The 17,845-nt window shown below is 68.7% G+C and carries 19 protein-coding genes; 9 read left to right on the forward strand and 10 right to left on the reverse strand.

What is annotated here, in order from left to right; genetic code table 11:
* The first annotated feature begins 16 nt into the window (after nucleotides 1–16).
* Genes KF889_28525 through KF889_28540 form a run of 4 tightly spaced genes read left to right on the forward strand, consistent with a single transcriptional unit; the run spans nucleotide 17 to nucleotide 3,831 of the window.
* Entirely contained in the window at nucleotides 17–1,225 is a 1,209-nt protein-coding gene (locus KF889_28525) for an MFS transporter (GenBank protein ID MBX3503409.1), read from the forward strand.
* Between the two features lie 14 nt (nucleotides 1,226–1,239).
* Nucleotides 1,240–1,998 carry a hypothetical protein gene (locus KF889_28530; GenBank protein ID MBX3503410.1) on the forward strand — a complete coding sequence of 253 codons (759 nt, stop codon included), beginning with the start codon at nucleotides 1,240–1,242 and terminating at the stop codon, nucleotides 1,996–1,998.
* A complete protein-coding gene (mtnA, locus tag KF889_28535; protein ID MBX3503411.1) occupies nucleotides 1,995–3,098 on the forward strand; it encodes an S-methyl-5-thioribose-1-phosphate isomerase in 1,104 nt (367 codons plus the stop codon). The genes KF889_28530 and mtnA overlap by 4 nt, the downstream gene beginning before the upstream one ends.
* Nucleotide 3,099: 1 nt before the next feature.
* On the forward strand, nucleotides 3,100–3,831 hold the full coding sequence (locus KF889_28540; protein ID MBX3503412.1) for a class II aldolase/adducin family protein: 732 nt from the start codon (nucleotides 3,100–3,102) through the stop codon (nucleotides 3,829–3,831).
* Here KF889_28540 and KF889_28545 read toward each other — a convergent pair.
* From KF889_28545 to KF889_28570, 6 genes are all read right to left on the reverse strand, one after another.
* Complete coding sequence (locus tag KF889_28545) at nucleotides 3,808–4,290, reverse strand: DUF1772 domain-containing protein (GenBank protein MBX3503413.1); 483 nt, start codon at nucleotides 4,288–4,290, stop codon at nucleotides 3,808–3,810. The two genes, KF889_28540 and KF889_28545, sit on opposite strands and share 24 nt — an antisense overlap.
* 77 nt (nucleotides 4,291–4,367) lie before the next feature.
* Entirely contained in the window at nucleotides 4,368–5,147 is a 780-nt protein-coding gene (locus KF889_28550) for an ABC transporter permease (protein MBX3503414.1), read from the reverse strand.
* A gap of 10 nt (nucleotides 5,148–5,157) precedes the next feature.
* Entirely contained in the window at nucleotides 5,158–5,949 is a 792-nt protein-coding gene (locus tag KF889_28555) for an ABC transporter ATP-binding protein (protein MBX3503415.1), read from the reverse strand.
* Between the two features lie 83 nt (nucleotides 5,950–6,032).
* Nucleotides 6,033–7,025: an ABC transporter substrate-binding protein gene (locus KF889_28560; GenBank protein ID MBX3503416.1), complete on the reverse strand. Its 993-nt coding sequence runs from the start codon at nucleotides 7,023–7,025 to the stop codon at nucleotides 6,033–6,035.
* A gap of 175 nt (nucleotides 7,026–7,200) precedes the next feature.
* Nucleotides 7,201–9,045, reverse strand: coding sequence for a glucan ABC transporter ATP-binding protein/ permease (locus tag KF889_28565; GenBank protein MBX3503417.1), 1,845 nt, complete (start codon nucleotides 9,043–9,045; stop codon nucleotides 7,201–7,203).
* A gap of 19 nt (nucleotides 9,046–9,064) precedes the next feature.
* On the reverse strand, nucleotides 9,065–10,231 hold the full coding sequence (locus KF889_28570; protein MBX3503418.1) for an amidohydrolase: 1,167 nt from the start codon (nucleotides 10,229–10,231) through the stop codon (nucleotides 9,065–9,067).
* 122 nt (nucleotides 10,232–10,353) lie between these two features.
* Between KF889_28570 and KF889_28575 the strand changes: the two genes are divergently transcribed.
* The gene (locus tag KF889_28575) at nucleotides 10,354–11,346 is read left to right on the forward strand and encodes a threonine dehydratase (GenBank protein ID MBX3503419.1); all 993 of its coding nucleotides are present in this window, start codon (nucleotides 10,354–10,356) and stop codon (nucleotides 11,344–11,346) included.
* On the opposite strand, the gene KF889_28580 is transcribed toward KF889_28575, so the two are convergent.
* On the reverse strand, nucleotides 11,300–11,779 hold the full coding sequence (locus KF889_28580; GenBank protein MBX3503420.1) for an Lrp/AsnC family transcriptional regulator: 480 nt from the start codon (nucleotides 11,777–11,779) through the stop codon (nucleotides 11,300–11,302). The two genes, KF889_28575 and KF889_28580, sit on opposite strands and share 47 nt — an antisense overlap.
* Before the next feature lie 105 nt (nucleotides 11,780–11,884).
* Between KF889_28580 and KF889_28585 the strand changes: the two genes are divergently transcribed.
* The 3 genes from KF889_28585 to KF889_28595 are packed head-to-tail and all read left to right on the forward strand — an operon-like array spanning nucleotide 11,885 to nucleotide 14,045.
* Complete coding sequence (locus KF889_28585) at nucleotides 11,885–12,724, forward strand: phenylalanine 4-monooxygenase (protein MBX3503421.1); 840 nt, start codon at nucleotides 11,885–11,887, stop codon at nucleotides 12,722–12,724.
* Between the two features lie 51 nt (nucleotides 12,725–12,775).
* Complete coding sequence (locus KF889_28590; protein MBX3503422.1) at nucleotides 12,776–13,459, forward strand: TIGR04283 family arsenosugar biosynthesis glycosyltransferase; 684 nt, start codon at nucleotides 12,776–12,778, stop codon at nucleotides 13,457–13,459.
* Nucleotides 13,440–14,045: a TIGR04282 family arsenosugar biosynthesis glycosyltransferase gene (locus KF889_28595; GenBank protein MBX3503423.1), complete on the forward strand. Its 606-nt coding sequence runs from the start codon at nucleotides 13,440–13,442 to the stop codon at nucleotides 14,043–14,045. Before KF889_28590 ends, KF889_28595 begins: the two co-directional genes overlap by 20 nt.
* Here KF889_28595 and KF889_28600 read toward each other — a convergent pair.
* Nucleotides 14,035–14,910 (reverse strand): S-methyl-5'-thioadenosine phosphorylase, encoded by an 876-nt coding sequence (locus tag KF889_28600; GenBank protein ID MBX3503424.1) that lies wholly within the window; start codon nucleotides 14,908–14,910, stop codon nucleotides 14,035–14,037. The genes KF889_28595 and KF889_28600 overlap by 11 nt on opposite strands.
* Nucleotides 14,911–15,015: 105 nt before the next feature.
* Between KF889_28600 and KF889_28605 the strand changes: the two genes are divergently transcribed.
* Nucleotides 15,016–15,969, forward strand: a complete 954-nt coding sequence (locus KF889_28605; GenBank protein MBX3503425.1) for a radical SAM protein — start codon at nucleotides 15,016–15,018, stop codon at nucleotides 15,967–15,969.
* Between the two features lie 109 nt (nucleotides 15,970–16,078).
* Here the strand turns inward: KF889_28605 and KF889_28610 are convergent, their stop codons facing one another.
* Together KF889_28610 and KF889_28615 are read right to left on the reverse strand one after the other, a co-directional pair.
* On the reverse strand, nucleotides 16,079–16,933 hold the full coding sequence (locus KF889_28610) for a universal stress protein (protein ID MBX3503426.1): 855 nt from the start codon (nucleotides 16,931–16,933) through the stop codon (nucleotides 16,079–16,081).
* A gap of 223 nt (nucleotides 16,934–17,156) precedes the next feature.
* Entirely contained in the window at nucleotides 17,157–17,843 is a 687-nt protein-coding gene (locus tag KF889_28615; protein ID MBX3503427.1) for a nitroreductase family protein, read from the reverse strand.
* Between the last annotated feature and the right edge of the window lie 2 nt (nucleotides 17,844–17,845).

Below are 17,845 nucleotides of genomic sequence, written 5' to 3' on the forward strand. Positions count from 1 at the left end.
TCGCTACACTGCGGCGGTGACCGCCGACTCGTTCAATCCGCGCCCGCTGCCCGTCTCGATCATCGGGCTCGGCGTCACGCAGATCGTCGGCTGGGGCTCGACCTTCTTCACCCCCTCGGTGATGGGCCGTCACATCGGCGAGGACTTGCGCCTGCCGGCCGAGATCGTCTTTGCCGGGCCGACCATCATGTTCGTCGTCGCCGCGCTGCTGGCGCCGCGCATCGGCCGTACCGTCGATCGCAGGGGCGCGCGAAGCCTGATGGCCACCGGCTCCGTGCTGGGGGCGATCGGACTGGCGGCCCTGTCGCAGGCCCAGGGGGCCATCACCTACATCGCCGCCTGGCTGCTGCTGGGCATCGCCGGCGTCGTCATGATGGGCACCATCTCCTCCATCGCCCTGGCCCAGATCGCCGGCGATGGCGCGCGTCGGGCGCTGGCCCTTCTGACGACGGTGGGCGGGCTGGCCTCGACGGTGTTCTGGCCGCTGGGCGGCGCGCTCGACGCGACCCTGGGCTGGCGCAGCACCGTGCTGCTCTACGCCGGCCTGCACCTGCTGGTCTGCCTGCCCATCCACCTGCTGGTATTGCCGTCCTCGGCGCCACCGCGCCTGCCACCGACACCGCCGCGCAGCCCAGGCGCGCCGCCGCCGACGCCCGTGCGCCGGCCCATGGTTTTCGCCCTGCTGGCGATCGGTCTGTCGACCGGCGGCATCGTCTACACCGGCATGACGCTCTATCTGATCGAGATCCTGCGCGAGCTTGGCCACTCGCCGGCGACCGCGGTCGTCCTGGCGTCGTTCATGGGGCCGATCCAGATCATCGTGCGCCTGATGGAGATCGCGCTTGCCAGTCGCCTGTCGAGCATGAACTCGGCGATCATCGGCGCCGCCGCCCTGCCCGTGGCGCTGCTGGTCGGCCTGGCCGGCAGCTCCACGGTTGCCGCGGGCTTCGCGATCGTGGCCCTGTACGCCATCGCCAACGGGCTGAAGGCCGTCGTGCGCGCGACCTTGCCGCTGGCGCTGTTCGAACGGTCGGAGTACGGCCGCTACATGGGCTGGCTGGCGGTGCCGCTGAATGTCGTCACCGCCATCGCACCAGTGGTCTTCGCCGCGCTGATGGAGCGCGGCGGCGTCACGGTGACGTTGTTGGCCTCGCTTGTCGCCGCTGCGCTATCCTTGGGTACTATCCTCGCCCTGTCGCGGCTGGCACGACGGCCGGCGGCCTGAAAGAGTGACGACGCATGAACGACGCACGATCACGATCGGCGATGGCTGGGGGACTCAGCAGGACCAACCCCACGGGCGGCCTGGTCCTGGGCGTAGCCCTGCTCGCCGTAGGCTTCGCTGCCTGGCAGTTCGCCGCCGCCGCCCAGGTGCAGCCGGAGCACATCCTGCCAGCGCCCGGACGCGTCCTCGAAGCGCTGTCCGACCATTGGCCGAATCTCTCGGCGGCGATCGTCGTCACCGTGCGCACGGTGGCCTTCGCCACGCTGATCGGGCTCGCCATCGCCGCACCCGTCTGCGTCGTTCTCGGGGCGTTCGCCATCGCCATGCCGGGCTTTGGCCGCGCCCTGCGCTTCCTCGCCATCTGGATCGGCGACTTGAGCCCCCTGCTGATCGTCACGCTGCTGCCGATCTTCATCCTCTGGTCGGGAGTCGGTGAGGAAACCCGGATTCGCGCCGCCGCGACTGGCGCCGCGCTGGCCTTCGTCGCCGCCATGCTGGGCGTGCTGACCGCAAGCGGCATCGCCGGCCTGGTACCGGCCCTGCTGCGCGGGCTGCGCCATGCCACGTTGCTGGCGCTGCTGCTGGCGGTCGTCTGCGACATGGTGGCGGGCCGCGACGGGCTGGGGCACATGGTCCTGGCGGCGACGGCGATGCTCAACACTGCGCTGGCGATGGCGGCGACCCTGGTGATCTGGGTCGTCGGCCTGCTGGTGGCGGCGATCCTCCTCGTCGGAGAGTGGGCCGTGACTCGCGCCGTGGAGCGCGTGGCATGAACGTCGACGGCAAACCCTATCGCACGATCTGGCTGGCTGCGGACGGCCGCACCGTCGAGGTCATCGACCAGACACGGCTGCCGCACGCCTTCGAGATTCGCGCGCTACGCACGCTCGATGACGCGGCAGCGGCGATCCGCGGCATGATCGTACGCGGCGCGCCGCTGATTGGCGCGACCGCCGGCTACGGCATGGCCCTGGCGATGGCCGCTGACGGGTCGGACGCGATGCTGGGGCGCGCGTATGAGCGCCTGATGGCGACACGGCCCACTGCCGTCAATCTGCGCTGGGCGCTCGACGATCTGCGCGGTCTTCTGATGCCGCTGCCGCCGGCCCAGCGCGCCACCGCAGCCTATGCGCGGGCCGACGAAATCTGCGCCGCCGACGTCGCGGCCTGTGCGTCGATCGGCCGGCACGGCGTGCCGCTGATCGAGGCCGCGCGGCGGCGCAAGAAGCCGGGCGAGCGCATCAACGTGCTGACCCATTGCAACGCCGGCTGGCTGGCGGCGGTCGACTGGGGCACGGCCCTGGCGCCCATCTACCTGGCGCATGATCGCGGCCTCGACCTGCACGTCTGGGTCGACGAGACGCGTCCGCGCAACCAGGGCGCCGGCCTCACCGCCTTCGAGCTGGGCAAGCACGGCGTGCCACACACCGTGATCGCCGACAACACCGGCGGCCATCTGATGCAGCACGGCATGGTCGACCTCTGCATCGTCGGCACCGACCGCACCTCCAGGCGCGGCGACGTCGGCAACAAGATCGGCACCTACCTGAAGGCGCTGGCGGCGCACGACAACGGTGTGCCGTTCTACGCGGCGGTTCCCTCGCCTTCGATCGACTGGACGGTCGACGACGGCGTGCGCGACATCCCCATCGAACAGCGCGACGGCGCCGAAGTCTCGAGCATGACGGGTCGACTGCCCAGCGGCGAGATCGCCTCGGTCAGGATCGTGCCCGCGGGCACGGCGGTGGCGAACTTCGCCTTCGACGTCACGCCCGCACGGCTGGTGAGCGGCCTGATCACCGAACGCGGCGTCTGCGAGGCCAGCGCCGCCGGCCTGCTGTCGCTGTTCCCCGAACATGCCTGGGCGTCATGAGATGAAACGCCCCTCTACCGCCTTCCCCCGGAAGGCGAGAATAGGCGAGACAGCGCTGCGACGAGCGCTGATCGAAACCTGCCGCGCCATGAATGCCAGTGGCATCAACCAGGGAACATCGGGCAATGCCAGCGCGCGGCTGGACGGCCAGCGCTTCCTGATCACGCCCAGCGGTCGTGACTACGACACGATGAAGCCCGCCGATCTGCCGGTCATGACCGTGGACGGTCGCTGGACCGGCCCGAATCGGCCGTCGACCGAGTGGCGCTTCCATCGCGACATCTTCGCGGCTCGGCCGGATGTCGACGCGATCGTGCACGCGCATTCTTCGTTCGCGACGGCGCTGGCCTGCCTGCGCCTCGACCTGCCGCCGTTCCACTACATGATCGCGGTCGCCGGCGGCGATTCGATCCGCTGCGCGCCCTACGCCACGTTCGGCACGCAGGCACTGTCGGACCATGCGCTGGCCGCTCTTGAGGGCCGCAAGGCCTGCCTGCTGGCCAATCATGGCCTGATCGCCACCGGCGCCACGCCGCGCAAGGCGCTGGCGCTGGCGATCGAGGTCGAGACGCTGTGCGGCATGTATCTGCGTGCCCGCGCCGTGGCCGAGCCGACAAGATTGTCGGCCGACGAGATGGCCGGGGTGATCGAGCTGTTCCGTACCTATGGCACGCCGCATTTCCCCGACGCCGAGCTGCGCCGCGTGGCGTCAAGGACGCCGCGCCGCCGGTAGAACGAGCCCGGCCAGCGACAGCGCGAAAGCGGCGGTGGCGGCGATTGTCCGCAGGGTGTTGAACGCCGTCCAACGCTCCAGCAAGGCGCGCCAGTCACCGGCCGGCACCGTCGGCGTCCACGCCGCGACCACCTGGTTGATCGGCACGTTGATCGCGGCGGTTGGCGCCTGGACGCCGCCCAGATAGACCAGCCAGGCGGCCAGCCCGAGCCACCAGCCGAGGGATCGACGATCGCGCCACACCAGCGCCAGCGCCACCGGCGGCACGACGACGGCGCCGAAATAGACCGCGCCGAACCAGGCGTTGCGCACGACGATGTTGATCTGCTGGAAGACCGCGATCGCGGCTGACGATTCAGTGCGTGCCAGAGCCGGCGCGACATCGATGGCGAAGGCGAAGAAGAAGCCGGCGGTGAGACCGAAGAGCAGCGTCGCCAGGAGACGGAATACGAGCGTCATACGCTCATGATGGCGGATCCGGCGCGGCTGCGCCGCCCTCGCAACGCGGCGTTGCGCGTCGACACGAAGCGACGCGATCAGCTCACCAGCTCGCCACGGAAGGCCCATCGGGTCATGCGCCGCTCGAATATGGCGCAGATCGCGTACATCAGGATGCCCATGACGGCGATGGCGAACAGGCCGGCGAAGGTCGTCGGCGCGTCGTTGCGCGCGCCGGCCGACAGCATGAGGAAGCCGATGCCATTGTTGCCGCCCACCGTCTCGGCGATCACCGAGCCGATGAAGGCCAGCGTGATCGCCACCTTCAGGCTGGCGAACAGGTAGGGCATGGCGCGCGGAATGCCGACCTTGATCAGGATCTCGGCGCGCGTGGCGCCCAGGCTGCGCATGACGTCGCGCATCTCCGGCTCGATGGTCGCCAGCCCGGTGGCGACGTTGACGACGATCGGGAAGAAGCTGATGACGAAGGCGGTGATGATCGCCGGCAGGAAGCCGACCCCGACCCAGATCATCAGGATCGGCACGATCGCCACCTTGGGAATGGCGTTGAAGGCGATCAGCAGTGGATAGAGGCCGGAGTAGACGAACGGCGAGGCGCCGATCGCGAGGCCGAGGAGCAGGCCGCCGGCGATCGCCAGGCCGAAGCCGATCACCGTGCTCCACAGGGTCTGCAGGCAGAATTTCAGCAGGATATCGAACCGCAGGATGATCACCTCGAAGACCTTGCTCGGCCGCGGCAGGATGATCTCCTCGATGGCGAAGACGACGCAGGCCAGCTCCCACACTGCGAAGAAGACGATCATCACCAGCCACGGCATCGCCAGGCGCAGCAGGTGGTTGCGTTCGAGGTTTTCCATCAGCCCGCCCTCATGCGTGCTCGAGGTGGATGCGGTCGCGCAGCTTGTGCACAAGATCGACGAAGGCCGGCTCGAAGGTGCTGGCGAGCGTGCGCGGCCGCGGCAGCTCGACCTGCTGCACCAGGACGATCTTTCCCGGCCGCCGGCTCATCACGTAGACGGTGTCGGCGAGGTAGACCGCCTCGCGCAGGTCGTGCGTCACCAGCACGCTGGTGAAGCGCTGCTCGAGCCACAGTGCCTGCATCACGCCCCACAGCTCCTCGCGGGTGAAGGCGTCGAGCGCGCCGAACGGCTCGTCGAGCATGAGGATCTCGGGCTCGTGGATCAGCGCACGGCAGAGATTGGAGCGCTGCTGCATGCCGCCCGACAGCTGCCACGGGAACTTCTGCGCGAAGTCGCCGAGGCCGACCGTACGCAGCAGCTTCATGGCGCGCGCCTCGTACTCGGCGCGGTGGCGGCGGAAGCGCCGCTTGTGCGGCTCGACGACCTCCATTGGCAGCAGCACGTTGTCCATGGTGGTCCGCCAGGGCATCAGGGTCGGATTCTGGAACGCCATGCCGACACCCTTGACCGGCTTCGTGACCTTCTGGCCATGCACGACGATCTCGCCGGCTGTCGGCGGCAGCAGCCCGGTGACCAGCTTCATCAGGGTCGACTTGCCGCATCCCGACGGGCCGACCACGGCGACGAATTCGCCCTTGCCGATCCGCATGTCGAGGCCGTCGACCGCCAGCGTGCTTTCCCGCCCCAGCCCGTAGGCGAGCTTCACGCCGCGCAATTCGACCAGTGCCGGTTCTGTCATCGAGCTCCCCAACGCCGATCCTTGTCGCGAAACGGGGCGGCCCTCGCGGCCGCCCCGTCCATCGCATCCGATGCGGCTGGCCGCTATTGCGCGACCATGCGGTCGGCCTTGGGCGGCAGGAACCTGTTGGTGAAGATCTTGGCCGGATCGGGCGCCGCCGGCAGACCGAACGCCTCGGCCACTTCCTTCACCGATTGCGCGAAGCGCGCCGGGTCGACATCGCCCATGCCGTTGGCCTTGACGTAGGGTGTGAAGATGTTGGTCTGCAGCGACAGCTGCAGGCGTTCCGTCTCCAGCGCCTCGTTGATCAGCGGGTCGCGCTTCTTGGCGGCGGCGATGCCGACCTTGTTGTCGGCGACGACGTCCTTCCAGCCCCTGATCGTGGCGGCGATGAAGCCTTTCACCACCTTCTCGTTGTTGGCCATCTCGGGCGAGACGATGATGCCATTGCCGTAGACATTCATGCCGAAGTCGCTGTAGCGCATGGCCACGATGTCCTCGAACTTCACGCCGCGCGCCTTCAGGTCGAGCATCGAGGAGAAGTAGTGGCCGGAGATGAAGTCGACCGAGCCCTGCACCAGGCTCTGCTCGCGCAGCTGCGGCGTGAGGTTGACATGCTCCCACTTGCCGATGCCCTGGCGCTTGGCGAAGGCCGGGAACAGGCGGAACGAGGCGTCGAAGACCGGCGCGCCGAGCTTCTTGCCCTCAAGGTCCTTGGGCACCTTGATGCCGCTCTTCTTCAGCGCGTAGACGCCGAAAGGCGGGAAATCGTAGGCCATGAACACGCTGAGGATCTCCTTACCGGGATTCTTGGCGTTGTACTCGATCAGCGTGTTCACGTCGGCGAAGCCGATCTGGTAGGCGCCGGTGGCGACGCGCTGCACGGCGCCGGCCGAGCCCTGGCCGGGATCCATGGTCACGTCCAGCCCCTCGGCCTTGTAGTAGCCCTTCTCCAGCGCCACGAGAAACGGCGAGGTCGGCCCCTGGAACACCCAGTCCAGGGTGAACTTGATCGCCGTCTGCGCATGCGCCGGAATCGCCAGCGCCGACGCGAGGGTCGCGCCCAGCGCCATCATGCCAAGCCGCACACCGATTTTCCCCATCATCTCCCAAGCCTCCGTCGTGCCCAAAAAAGTGACACGCATGTTCCATGCCACGGATCGCGGCCGCAAGGACAGCCCAGAACGTGGCCGAGGGGCCGGTCATCCACATGGAATTGCATGGGTGCAGCGGTCGGGCATGAGCGCCCGCTCATCGCGCTGCGGGCAGCGGCATTTCCGGCCCATTGGGATCCGGCTCGGGCACGCCGGGGTCGCCCATGTACCGGCGCACCGCCGTGCCGGTGAGCGCGCCGCCCTGCTGCGTCGCCACCAGGCGTGCGAAGGCGCCGTGCCTGTCCAGCAGTTCCTGGTAGCCGCCGATCTCGACCGCCTCGCCCATGTCGAAGACCACGACCAGATCGGCATCGCGGATGGTCGACAGCCGATGGGCGATGATGAAGGTGGTGCGACCCTTCATCAGAGACTTCAGCGCCTTCTGGATCTTGGCCTCGGTGAGGGCGTCGAGCGCGCTGGTCGCCTCGTCGAGGATGAGGATCGGCGGGTTCTTCAGAAGCGCGCGGGCGATCGAGATGCGCTGGCGCTCGCCACCCGACAGGGTCGCGCCGCGCTCGCCGACCTGCGTGTCGTAGCCATCGCTCTGGCGCTCGATGAACTCGTGCGCCTCGGCGAGCCGGGCGGCTTCGACCATCTCGGCGTCGGTGGCGTCCGGCTTGCCGACGCGCAAATTCTCCGCCAGCGTTCGATAGAACATGGTGTTGTCCTGGAACACCACGCCGACGTTGCGCCGCAGGCTCTCGAGCGTGACGTCGCGGATGTCCGTGCCGTCGACGCGGATCGCGCCGGCCTGCGGATCCCACATGCGGTGCAGCAGGGCCATGCTGGTGCTCTTGCCGGCGCCGGTCGGACCGACAAGCGCCACCGTCATGCCAGGCGCCACCTTGAGCGAGAAATCCTTCAGTGCCGGGCGGCGACCGTCATAGGAGAAGGTCACGTTCGAGAACTCGACCGCTCCCTGCACCCGCGGCAGCGTGACGGCGCTGGGCTTGTCGCGCACCGTCGACTCGGTCTCCAGCACGGTGAAGAAATCGGCCAGCGCCGGCATCTGGAAGAACATGCGCGCGACGAAGCTGGAAGCCTGCTCCATGCGGCCGATCAGCATGGCGGCGAAGCCCATGAAGCTGACGATCTCGCCGACGCTGGCCTGGCCGTTGAGGTGCAGCCAGGTGCCGAGCATGAAGATCGCCAGCGTCGTGACAGTGGCGGCGGCGCGCGTCAGCACGCTGAGCAGCGCCCACCAGTTGAGCACCGGGAACTGCACCGCAAGCAGCTCGCGGATGGTCTCGTGCAGCATGCGCGTCTCGGTCGACAGTCGCACGAAGCTCTGGATCAGGTGCACGTTGCCCAGCGCGTCGCCGGCGCGTCCGGCCAGCTTGCTGTGAAAGTCCTCGACCTCGCGCTGCAGGTTGTCGGTGCGCGACACGATCCAGGCGTTGGCGATCGCGAAGAACGCGATCAGCCCGATCAGCAGCAGGGCCAGGCGCCAGTTCATGAACAGCGACAGCGGCAGCATGACGAAGATCGCCACGAAGGTCGCGAGGAGTTCGCGGAAGAACATCAGCCAGAGGCCGAACAGATTGTCGACGCCCTGCAGCATCACCTTGAGCAGGCGACCGGAATGCTGGGCGTTGTGGAAGGCGAAGGGCAACGCAAGCACGTGCTCGAAATAGCGCGCCATCGCCGCCAGGCGGTTGCGATGCGCCATGCGGTCGGCATAGAGCGAGACGACGATGTTGGCGACGATGCCGCCCATGCCGATGGCGATCCAGATGCCCAGCAGGGTGAGCGCGTCCTGCCAGACGTCGTCCTTCGAGCGCCCGGCCGCGCTGGTCAGCGTGTCGACGACACGGCCGAACAGCACCGGCTCGAGGAACTGCAGGCCGGCAACGGCGATGTTGGCGAGCGCCAGCGTGAGCGCGAGGCCGAATTCGGGGCGGAGAAGTCCAAGGACGCGGCCGTAGATGGCGACGAAGCTCATGCCGCGCCCCGGGACGCCCTCAGGCTTCCTTCGACAGGAACCGCTCGGCGGCGCGCACGAAGAAGCTGACGCCGAACGGGATCGCCTGGTCGTTGAAATCGTAGCCCGGGTTGTGCAGGCCCTGCTCGCTCATGCCGTTGCCCAGCCACACCATGGCGCCCGGCACGGCATTGAGCATGAAGGAGAAGTCCTCGGCGCCCATCGACGGCTTCACGGTGCGCAGGATGTTGGCCTCGCCGCAGATCTCGGCCGCGACGTCGGCGGCGAAGGCCGCCCTGTCGGCGTCGTTGATCGTCGGGCCGTAGCCCGGACGGTATTCGACGGCGACCTCGACGCCGTGCATCGCGCCGGCGCCGGCGCAGATCTCGCGGATGCGACGCTCGACCATGGCGCGGTTCTCGACCGTGGTGGTGCGCGTCGTGCCGCCGATGTGCATCTCGCCGGGAATCACGTTGTAGGCCGAGCCGCCCTTCATGAAGCCCACGGTGACGACGGCGGCGTCGAGCGGATCGGTGTTGCGGCTGACGATGCCCTGCAGCGCCATGACGATCTGCGAGCCGATCACCAGCGGATCGCGCGCGAGATGTGGGTGCGCGGCGTGGCCGCCATGGCCCTTGATGCGGATGTCCCAGCGGTCGGCGGCGGCCAGCAGCGGCCCGGGCTTGGTGGCGATGGTGCCGAGCTTCAGGCCGGGCTTGTTGTGGATGGCGAACACCGCGTCGCAGGGAAATTTCTGGAACAGGCCGTCCTCGATCATCGCCCTGGCGCCGCCGCCGCCCTCTTCGGCCGGCTGGAAGATGAAGTGGACCGCGCCTTCGAAGTTGCGCGTCTCGGCCATCACCCGGGCGGCGCCCAGCAGCATCGTGGTATGGCCGTCGTGGCCGCAGGCATGCATGCGGCCCGTGCTGGTGGACCGGTGCTCGAAGTCGTTGGTTTCCTGCATCGGCAGCGCGTCCATGTCGGCGCGCAGGCCGACGGCCTTCGGGCTGTTGCCCTTGCGCAGCGTGCCGACCACGCCGGTCTTGCCCAGGCCGCGATGGACCTCCAGGCCCCATTCCGTCAGCTTCGCCGCCACCATGTCGGAGGTGCGGTGCTCCTCGTAGGCCAGCTCGGGATGGGCGTGGATGTCGCGGCGGATGCGCGTCAGCTCGGCCTGCAGTTCGAGCGAGCGCGGAACGATGGGCATGAAAGCGGTCCTCTTGCAGTCGGGCACCCATCCTAGCCCGGATCGCGCCGGCTTTGTCTGCCGACAAGGTCGCGGTTGATCGCGCATGGCAGGGTCGCGAGACTGCCGGCCGGAGGACCGACATGCCCCTGCTGACCGTCGCCGACTACGAGGCCGCCCAGCGCGTGGTCTACGGCGCCATGCCGCCGACGCCGCAATACGCCTGGCCCCTGCTGGCGCGACGCGTCGGTACCGAGGTCTGGGTCAAGCACGAAAACCACACGCCGACCGGCGCCTTCAAGGTTCGCGGCGGGCTGGTCTACATGGACCGGCTGAAGCGCGAACGGCCGCAGGTGCGCGGCGTGATCAGCGCGACGCGCGGCAATCACGGCCAAAGCGTGGCCTTCGCCGCCGCGCGCAACGGGGTGCGGGCGGTGATCCTGGTGCCGCACGGCAACAGCGTCGAGAAGAACGCCGCGATGCGTGCCTTCGGCGCCGAGCTGATCGAGCACGGCCACGATTTCGACGCCGCGCGCGAGCAGGCCGTGCGCATCGCGCCCGAACGCGGCCTGGAGATGCTGCCGTCGTTCCACATGGATCTGGTGCGCGGCGTCGGCACCTACGCCCTGGAACTGTTCCGCGGCGCACCTGAGCTCGACACGGTCTACGCCCCGATCGGACTGGGTTCGGGCATCTGCGGCCTGATCACCGCGCGCAACGCGCTGGGGCTGAAGACGAAGATCGTCGGCTGTGTCTCGACCAACGCGCCGGCCTACGCTTTGTCATTTGTCGCAAAGAAGCCGGTCGAGACCAACAGCGCCGACACGTTCGCCGACGGGGTGGCGGTGCGCGTACCCTCGGCGGAGGCGCTGGACATCATGCTCAAGGGCGCCGAGCGCATCGTGCAGGTGAGCGACGCCGAGATCGAGGAAGCGATGCGCGCCTACTACACCGACACCCACCAGCTCGCCGAGGGCGCCGGTGCGGTACCGCTGGCCGGCCTGATGCAGGAACGCGAGCGCATGCGGGGCCGCAAGGTCGCGGTGATCCTGAGCGGCGGCAACATCGACCGGCCGGTCTACGCCCGCGTCATCGCCCAGGATCGGGCATCGGCGCCCACGCCAGATCGCTCTTGATGGTCTGCATGATGAAGCTCGACTTCGTGCCCCTCACGCCGGGCATGCGCAGGAGCGCCTTGAGCGCGAATTCGCTGAACGCCTCGAGGTCGGCGACCTGCACCTGCAGCAGGAAATCCATCTCGCCGGTGACGGCGTAGCACGCGATCACCTCCGGCCGCTGGCGGATCGCCGCCTCGAAGGCCTCGACGACAGGTTCGGAGTGATCGTCGAGCGTGACCTGCACCAGTGCCTGGGTGCCGAGCCCCACTCCCTTCGGATCGACCAGCGCGGCGTAGCGGCGGATCAACCCGTCGGCTTCCAGCCGCTTCACCCGACGCAGACACGGGGTCGCGGACAGGCCGACGCGGTCGGCCAGGTCGACGATCGCCAGGCGGCCGTCGCGCTGGAGCTCAGCGACGATCCGCCGATCGATGTTGTCAAGGCCCGGCATGGCGATTGGCACCATGAATATACACAACAATAGAGAGTAACACTAATAACCTGCCAAAGGTGAGCGCATTTTGCATGGATTCACTACGCCCCTTCACCCTATCTAATGGGCATGAACGAGCATCCCTTGCCCGATACCGCTGGCCTGCGCGGCGACTACGGCGCGATGGCCGCGGACTGGACCGTGCGGCAGCCGGCCAATGGCTACAGCGCCGAAGAGCACGACGTCTGGCGCACCTTGCTGCGCCGCCAGTCTTTGCTGGCGCAACGGCATGCCTGCCCAGAGTTCCTCGACGGCCTCGCGGCGCTGCAGATTGACGAGCGAATCCCGGACTTCGAGCGGGCAAGCGACGTGCTGCGGCGACGCACGGGCTGGCGCATCGTCGGCGTGCCCGGCCTGATCCCCGACGACGCCTTCTACGGCCACCTCGCGGCGCGGCGATTTCCGGTCACTGTCTGGATCCGCCGCCGCGACGAGTTCGACTATCTCGCCGAGCCTGATCTGTTCCACGACTTCTTCGGGCACGTGCCGCTGCTCGCCAACCCGGTCTTCGCCGACTACATGCAGGCCTATGGCCAGCGCGGCGTCGAGGCCGGACCGGCCAACGTCCATCGCCTTGCGCGCCTGTACTGGTACACGGTCGAGTTCGGCCTGATCCGCACCGCCAATGGGCCCAAAATCTACGGCGCCGGCATCATCTCCTCGGCCAGGGAGACGCTCTACGCCATTGAGTCCAACGTTCCCGCACGCCTGCCCTTCGACGCAAGGCGCGTGATGCGCACGGCCTACGAGATCGACAAGCTCCAGCGCAGCTATTTCGTGCTCGACGATTTCCGCCAGCTCTTCGAGGCGACGCAGGTCGACTTCCCCGCGCTGTACGCCGAGCTGGCGCGCCTGCCCGAGCTGCCCAACGGCCCGTCCTCGCCCACTGCTCACGCCGCCTAGCCGGCACCGGGTGGACGATGATCCCGGTGCCGTCGCATAGTGCCGGGGCCCATGCTCTCCATCATCGTGCCGACACTCAACGAGGCCGACGGTATCGCCGCCGCGCTGGCGCGGCTCGCGCCGCTTCGGCGGCGCGGCGCGGAGGTCATCGTCGTTGATGGCGGCAGCGGTGACGGTACCGAGGCCCTCGCCCGGCCGCATGCGGATCACGTGGTGCTCGCGCCGCGCGGCCGCGCCAGCCAGATGAACGCAGGCGCCGCCATCGCGTCCGGCGGCGTGCTGCTCTTCCTGCATGCCGACACCGCGCTGCCGGACGACGCCGACACGATGATCGCCACCGCGCTCGCCGATCCCCGCCGAGACTGGGGCCGCTTCGATGTGCGCATCGAAGGCCAACACGCATTGCTGCCGGTCGTCGCGACGATGATGAACCTGAGATCGCGGCTCACCGGCGTGTGCTCCGGCGATCAGGCGATCTTTGTGCACCGGACAGCCTTCACGACAATCGACGGGTATCCCGACATCCCGTTGATGGAGGATATCGCGCTGTCGAAGGCGCTGCGCCGTCGCTCTCAGCCGGCCTGCCTGTCAAGTTGTGTCACGACATCGGGTCGGCGCTGGGAGTCGCGCGGCGTGATGCGCACCATCCTGCTGATGTGGCGACTACGTTTTGACTATTGGCGTGGCGTCGATCCGCGCGCGCTGGCGACCCGCTATGGCTACCATCCGCGTTGATGTCGCGATCCTCGCCAAGGCGCCGGTGCCGGGCTACGCCAAGACCCGGCTGATTCCGGCGCTCGGCGCCGATGGCGCCGCAGCCCTGCAGAAAACCATGATCCGGCGCACGGTCGAAATCGCGCGCGCCGCCAATCTCGCGCGAGTCACGCTGTGGTGCAGTCCGGACCCCTCGCACACGCTGTTCGCCGAAATGGCCCGCGGGCACGGTGTCGAGCTGCGGCGGCAGTTCCCAGGTGGCCTCGGCGCACGCATGCTCGCGGCCTTTCGCGCCCAGCCACCGGAACGGCCTTTGCTGCTGATCGGCACCGACGGCCCCGCGCTCGGCGTCGCCCATCTGCTGTCATGCGCCCGGTCCCTGCACCAGGGCGACGACGCGACCTTCCTGCCGACGGAGGACGGCGGCTACCTCCTGGTCGGCCTGCGCCGCGCGCTGCCGACGATCTTCTCCGGCATCGCCTGGAGCACGCCCGCCGTCATGGCGCAGACGCGCCGGCGCCTGGCCGTGGCCGGCATGCGCTGGTCGGAGCCGGCCCGGCTGTGGGACGTCGATACACCCGACGACCTGAGACGGCTCAGCGCCTGAGCACGCGGCCGGCGACGGCGTCGAGCTTCGCCAGCATTGCCGGATCGCGCTTCTCCGGGGCGGTGATGATGGCGTACTCCAGCGCCGTGTCGGAACCGATCGGGCACGGCTCGTGCTCGCGCGGAAAATCGCGCGCCAGCGCCGCCACCAGCGCCTTGGCCCTGTCGGCGTTGGCGTGCATCACGGCGACGATCTTGGCGACGTCGACGCTGCCATGGTCCTCATGCCAGCTGTCGAAATCGGTGACCATGGCGACGGTGGCGTAACAGAGTTCCGCCTCGCGCGCGAGCTTGGCCTCGGGCATGTTGGTCATGCCGATCACGTCGCAGCCCCAGCCGCGATAGAGGCGGCTCTCGGCCAGGGTCGAGAATTGCGGCCCCTCCATCACGATGTATGTGCCGCCGCGGCGCACATCGGCGCCGGTGCCGCGCGCCGCCGCTTCCAGCCGGTCGGCCAGCTTCGGGCTGACCGGCTCGCCGAAGGCAACGTGCGCCACGCAGCCCGTGCCGAAGAAGCTCTTGGCGCGCGCGAAGCTGCGGTCGATGAACTGGTCGACGACCACGAAGGTGCCCGGCGGTGTGTCGGCGCGCAGCGAGCCGACGGCAGACAGCGAGACCACGTCGGTGACGCCCACGCGCTTGAGCGCGTCGATGTTGGCGCGGTAGTTGATGTCGCTCGGCGAATGGACATGGCCGCGACCATGACGCGGCAAAAAGACCATCGGCAGGCCGGCGAACTCGCCGAAGCACAGCGCGTCGGACGGCTCGCCCCACGGCGAAGCGACTTTCTCCCAGCGTACGTCCCTCAGCCCCGGCAGCTCGTAAAGGCCGGACCCGCCGATCACGCCCAGAACCGATTTCACCACGATCCGCTCCCCTTTCGACCGCTGCGCGACGCGACCATCGCACGGCGCCGGTCAACTCGCCACGATGTGATGGAGGCCGGCGCGCGCCCCGGGCTAGTCTGCCGCATGACCGTCAGCGACCTCGCCCGCCCGCCGCTCGATCCGCGCAAGTTCCGCGACATCGCGGTTACCGCCCGAGGCGAGATGCGCGCCCGCGTGGCGCTGAGGTCGCTCGACACGCTGTGGTTCAACACCGGCACGCTCTGCAACCTGACCTGCGCCAATTGCTACATCGAGTCCTCGCCGCGCAACGACCGGCTGGTCTATCTCACGGCCGCGGAGGTGCGCGTCTACCTCGACGAGATCGAGCGCGAGCGGCTGGGCACGCGGCTGATCGGCTTCACCGGCGGCGAGCCGTTCATGAATCGCGAGCTGCCCGAGATGCTCGAGGACGTGCTGTCGCGCGGCCTCGAGGCGATGGTGCTGACCAACGCCATGAAGCCGATGCACAAGATGAAGGCAGCGCTGCTCGGCCTACGCGAGCGTCACGGCGACCGGCTGACCATGCGCGTCTCGGTCGATCACTACGCGCCGCCGCTGCACGAGGCCGAGCGCGGCGCGCGCAGCTGGAAGCCGACCCTCGACGGGCTGGTCTGGCTCTCGCACAACGGCTTTCGCGTGCATGTCGCCGGCCGGCATTTCTCCGACGAATCGGACGACGCGGTGCGCGCCGGCTACAGCCGGTTGTTCGCCGAGCACGGCATCGCCATCGACGCGACCGATCCCGTGGCGCTCGCCATCTTCCCGGAGATGGATGCGCGCGTCGACGTGCCGGAGATCACCACCGCCTGCTGGGGCATCCTCAACAAGTCGCCCGACAGCGTGATGTGCGCCTCCGCCCGCATGGTGGTGAAGCGCAAGGGCGCGGAGCGGCCGGTGGTGCTGGCCTGCACCCTGCTGCCCTACGATCCGCAATTCGAGCTGGGCGCGACGCTGCGCGGAGCGTCGGGCGACGTGGCGCTCAACCACCCGCACTGCGCCAAGTTCTGCGTCCTGGGCGGGGCGGCCTGCAGTCGCTAGAGCGACGAGCCCGAACTCGGCACCGCTCTGTCATCCCGAGCGCCTAGGCCGCGCCGGCGACGATCGGCCCAGCGGCGAACAATCGCCACCATGAGACATTCCGCCCGTATCAACGCGCGGTGAGAACCGGGATATCGGAGAGGCTGAAGATTTCGCTGGTGACCCCGCCGAACACGAACTGCTGGAGGCGGGAGTGCGAATAGGCGCCCATGACGATCATTCCCGCCCCCTCGCGGTGGGCGGCCGCCAGCAGGTCGATTCCCGTGCCGCCCGAGGGGGCGATGATCGTCGCGACGGATGTGCACCGCCGCCATGCCAGGTGATCGGCGAGCAGCCTGACCGACGCCTGCAGCCCCTCATCCTCGCCGCCCGAATAGATGACGACGCGCTTGGCACGCTCGAGAACGGGCCATGCGGCCGACACCGCCAGGGCCGCCTCACGGCTGTCGTTCCAGGCGATGATCGCCGTTCCGAGCGGTTCGTGCGCCGGCCTGCCGGGCACGATCAGCACTGGCCGCCCGCTGTCGAACAGCGCGCCGTGCAGGGCCTCATCGGTATCCTCCGAATAGCGCCGGGACGAGCGGGCCAGCACGACCAGGTCGGATGCCCGGCCGAATCGGCCGATCTCGGCCGAAACCTCGCCCACCACTTCGCGCCACTCCGCCGTAGACGCCGCTCCCGGCCCGGGCGAAGAGCTGAACGCCAGTCCGCAACCGGAGCGCCAGGTCTCGAAGAGCTCGCGAGCCGCCGCCGCTCGTTCGCGGCCCGCGGCTTCGAGCTTGTCCAGCACGTCCGCCGACACGAAAGCGCGCGATCGCCCCGAGAGCATGGCGCCGGGCGCCGTGCGTGCGTGCAGTCCGGTAACGTGGACGTCACCGATTTCGAGCAACGCCGCGACCACCGCCAGCGCTGCAGAATCGGCGGCGTCGTGCAGGATGGGAACAAGAATGGATCTGTAGGACATTGCGAACCGTCATCCAACGTCACGAGGATACGCTCGATGCTTGTCGCCCGCCGACCGCGCGGCGACATTGATGTGCCTCAAAGCAGGCAATACCGGCTCCTGCGGTCCGTGGTCAGTGAAAGCGGGAACGCGATCAGCCGCAACAGCACCGCAACGATCGACGCCACCAGCAGCCCGCGTCAAGTTCTGCGTGCTGGGCGGGGCGGCCTGCAGCCGCTGAGCGTCAGAGAAACGTCGCGACATCGGCGACCGGCTTCTTCGCCAGCGCGTGCAGCGGCACCACGGCATCCGGCGCGGGATGGCCGGCTACGACAATCATGTAGGCCTTCTCGTTCCTCGGCCGCCCCAGCAGGGTGCCGAGGAAGCCCATCGGGCTGGGCGTGTGCGTCAACGTCGCCAACCCCGCGTGGTGCAATGTCGCCAGCAGGAATCCGCAGGCGATCCCCACGGACTCGGGCACGTAGTAGTTCTTCTTGCGTGATCCGTCCGGCCAGTGCCCCCACTGCTCGGCGAAGACGACGATCAGCCACGGCGCCGTTTCGAGAAACGGCTTGTGCCAGTCCGTGCCCAGGGGCTTGAGCGCGCGCAGCCATTCCTCGCTCGCCTTGCCTTCGTAAAAGGCCTTCTCCTCGGCTTCGGCGGCGACCCGGATCTTCGCCTTCGCCGTGCGGTCCTGCACGGCGACGAAGTGCCAGGGCTGATGGTTCGCGCCGCTCGGCGCATGGCGCGCCGCGTCGATCGCCGCCTCGATCACGGCACGATCGACTGGACGATCGCTGAACTCACGAACAGTGCGACGTCGCGTGAGCTCTGCGGCGAAGGCGCGGGCGCGCGCCCGCACCTCATCGGGCGGGTAGGCGCGGAAGCGCAGGGGCTCGTGGGGGAAATCGCGGGTCATGGCGTGGCTCATCG

It is taken from the genome of Alphaproteobacteria bacterium, from assembly GCA_019635875.1.
Taxonomy (GTDB): Bacteria; Pseudomonadota; Alphaproteobacteria; order Reyranellales; family Reyranellaceae; genus JAFAZJ01.

Coding starts and splice junctions, on each gene's coding strand:
- mtnA (MBX3503411.1), top strand. CDS start 1,995: ATGAACGTCGACGGCAAACCCTATCGCACGATCTGGCTGGCTGCGGAC.
- KF889_28615 (MBX3503427.1), bottom strand. CDS start 17,843: ATGAGCCACGCCATGACCCGCGATTTCCCCCACGAGCCCCTGCGCTTC.
- KF889_28555 (MBX3503415.1), bottom strand. CDS start 5,949: ATGACAGAACCGGCACTGGTCGAATTGCGCGGCGTGAAGCTCGCCTAC.
- KF889_28560 (MBX3503416.1), bottom strand. CDS start 7,025: ATGATGGCGCTGGGCGCGACCCTCGCGTCGGCGCTGGCGATTCCGGCG.
- KF889_28565 (MBX3503417.1), bottom strand. CDS start 9,045: ATGAGCTTCGTCGCCATCTACGGCCGCGTCCTTGGACTTCTCCGCCCC.
- KF889_28590 (MBX3503422.1), top strand. CDS start 12,776: ATGCTCTCCATCATCGTGCCGACACTCAACGAGGCCGACGGTATCGCC.
- KF889_28575 (MBX3503419.1), top strand. CDS start 10,354: ATGCCCCTGCTGACCGTCGCCGACTACGAGGCCGCCCAGCGCGTGGTC.
- KF889_28595 (MBX3503423.1), top strand. CDS start 13,440: ATGGCTACCATCCGCGTTGATGTCGCGATCCTCGCCAAGGCGCCGGTG.
- KF889_28545 (MBX3503413.1), bottom strand. CDS start 4,290: ATGACGCTCGTATTCCGTCTCCTGGCGACGCTGCTCTTCGGTCTCACC.
- KF889_28580 (MBX3503420.1), bottom strand. CDS start 11,779: ATGCCGGGCCTTGACAACATCGATCGGCGGATCGTCGCTGAGCTCCAG.
- KF889_28605 (MBX3503425.1), top strand. CDS start 15,016: ATGACCGTCAGCGACCTCGCCCGCCCGCCGCTCGATCCGCGCAAGTTC.
- KF889_28585 (MBX3503421.1), top strand. CDS start 11,885: ATGGGCATGAACGAGCATCCCTTGCCCGATACCGCTGGCCTGCGCGGC.
- KF889_28530 (MBX3503410.1), top strand. CDS start 1,240: ATGAACGACGCACGATCACGATCGGCGATGGCTGGGGGACTCAGCAGG.
- KF889_28550 (MBX3503414.1), bottom strand. CDS start 5,147: ATGGAAAACCTCGAACGCAACCACCTGCTGCGCCTGGCGATGCCGTGG.
- KF889_28540 (MBX3503412.1), top strand. CDS start 3,100: ATGAAACGCCCCTCTACCGCCTTCCCCCGGAAGGCGAGAATAGGCGAG.
- KF889_28570 (MBX3503418.1), bottom strand. CDS start 10,231: ATGCCCATCGTTCCGCGCTCGCTCGAACTGCAGGCCGAGCTGACGCGC.
- KF889_28610 (MBX3503426.1), bottom strand. CDS start 16,933: ATGTCCTACAGATCCATTCTTGTTCCCATCCTGCACGACGCCGCCGAT.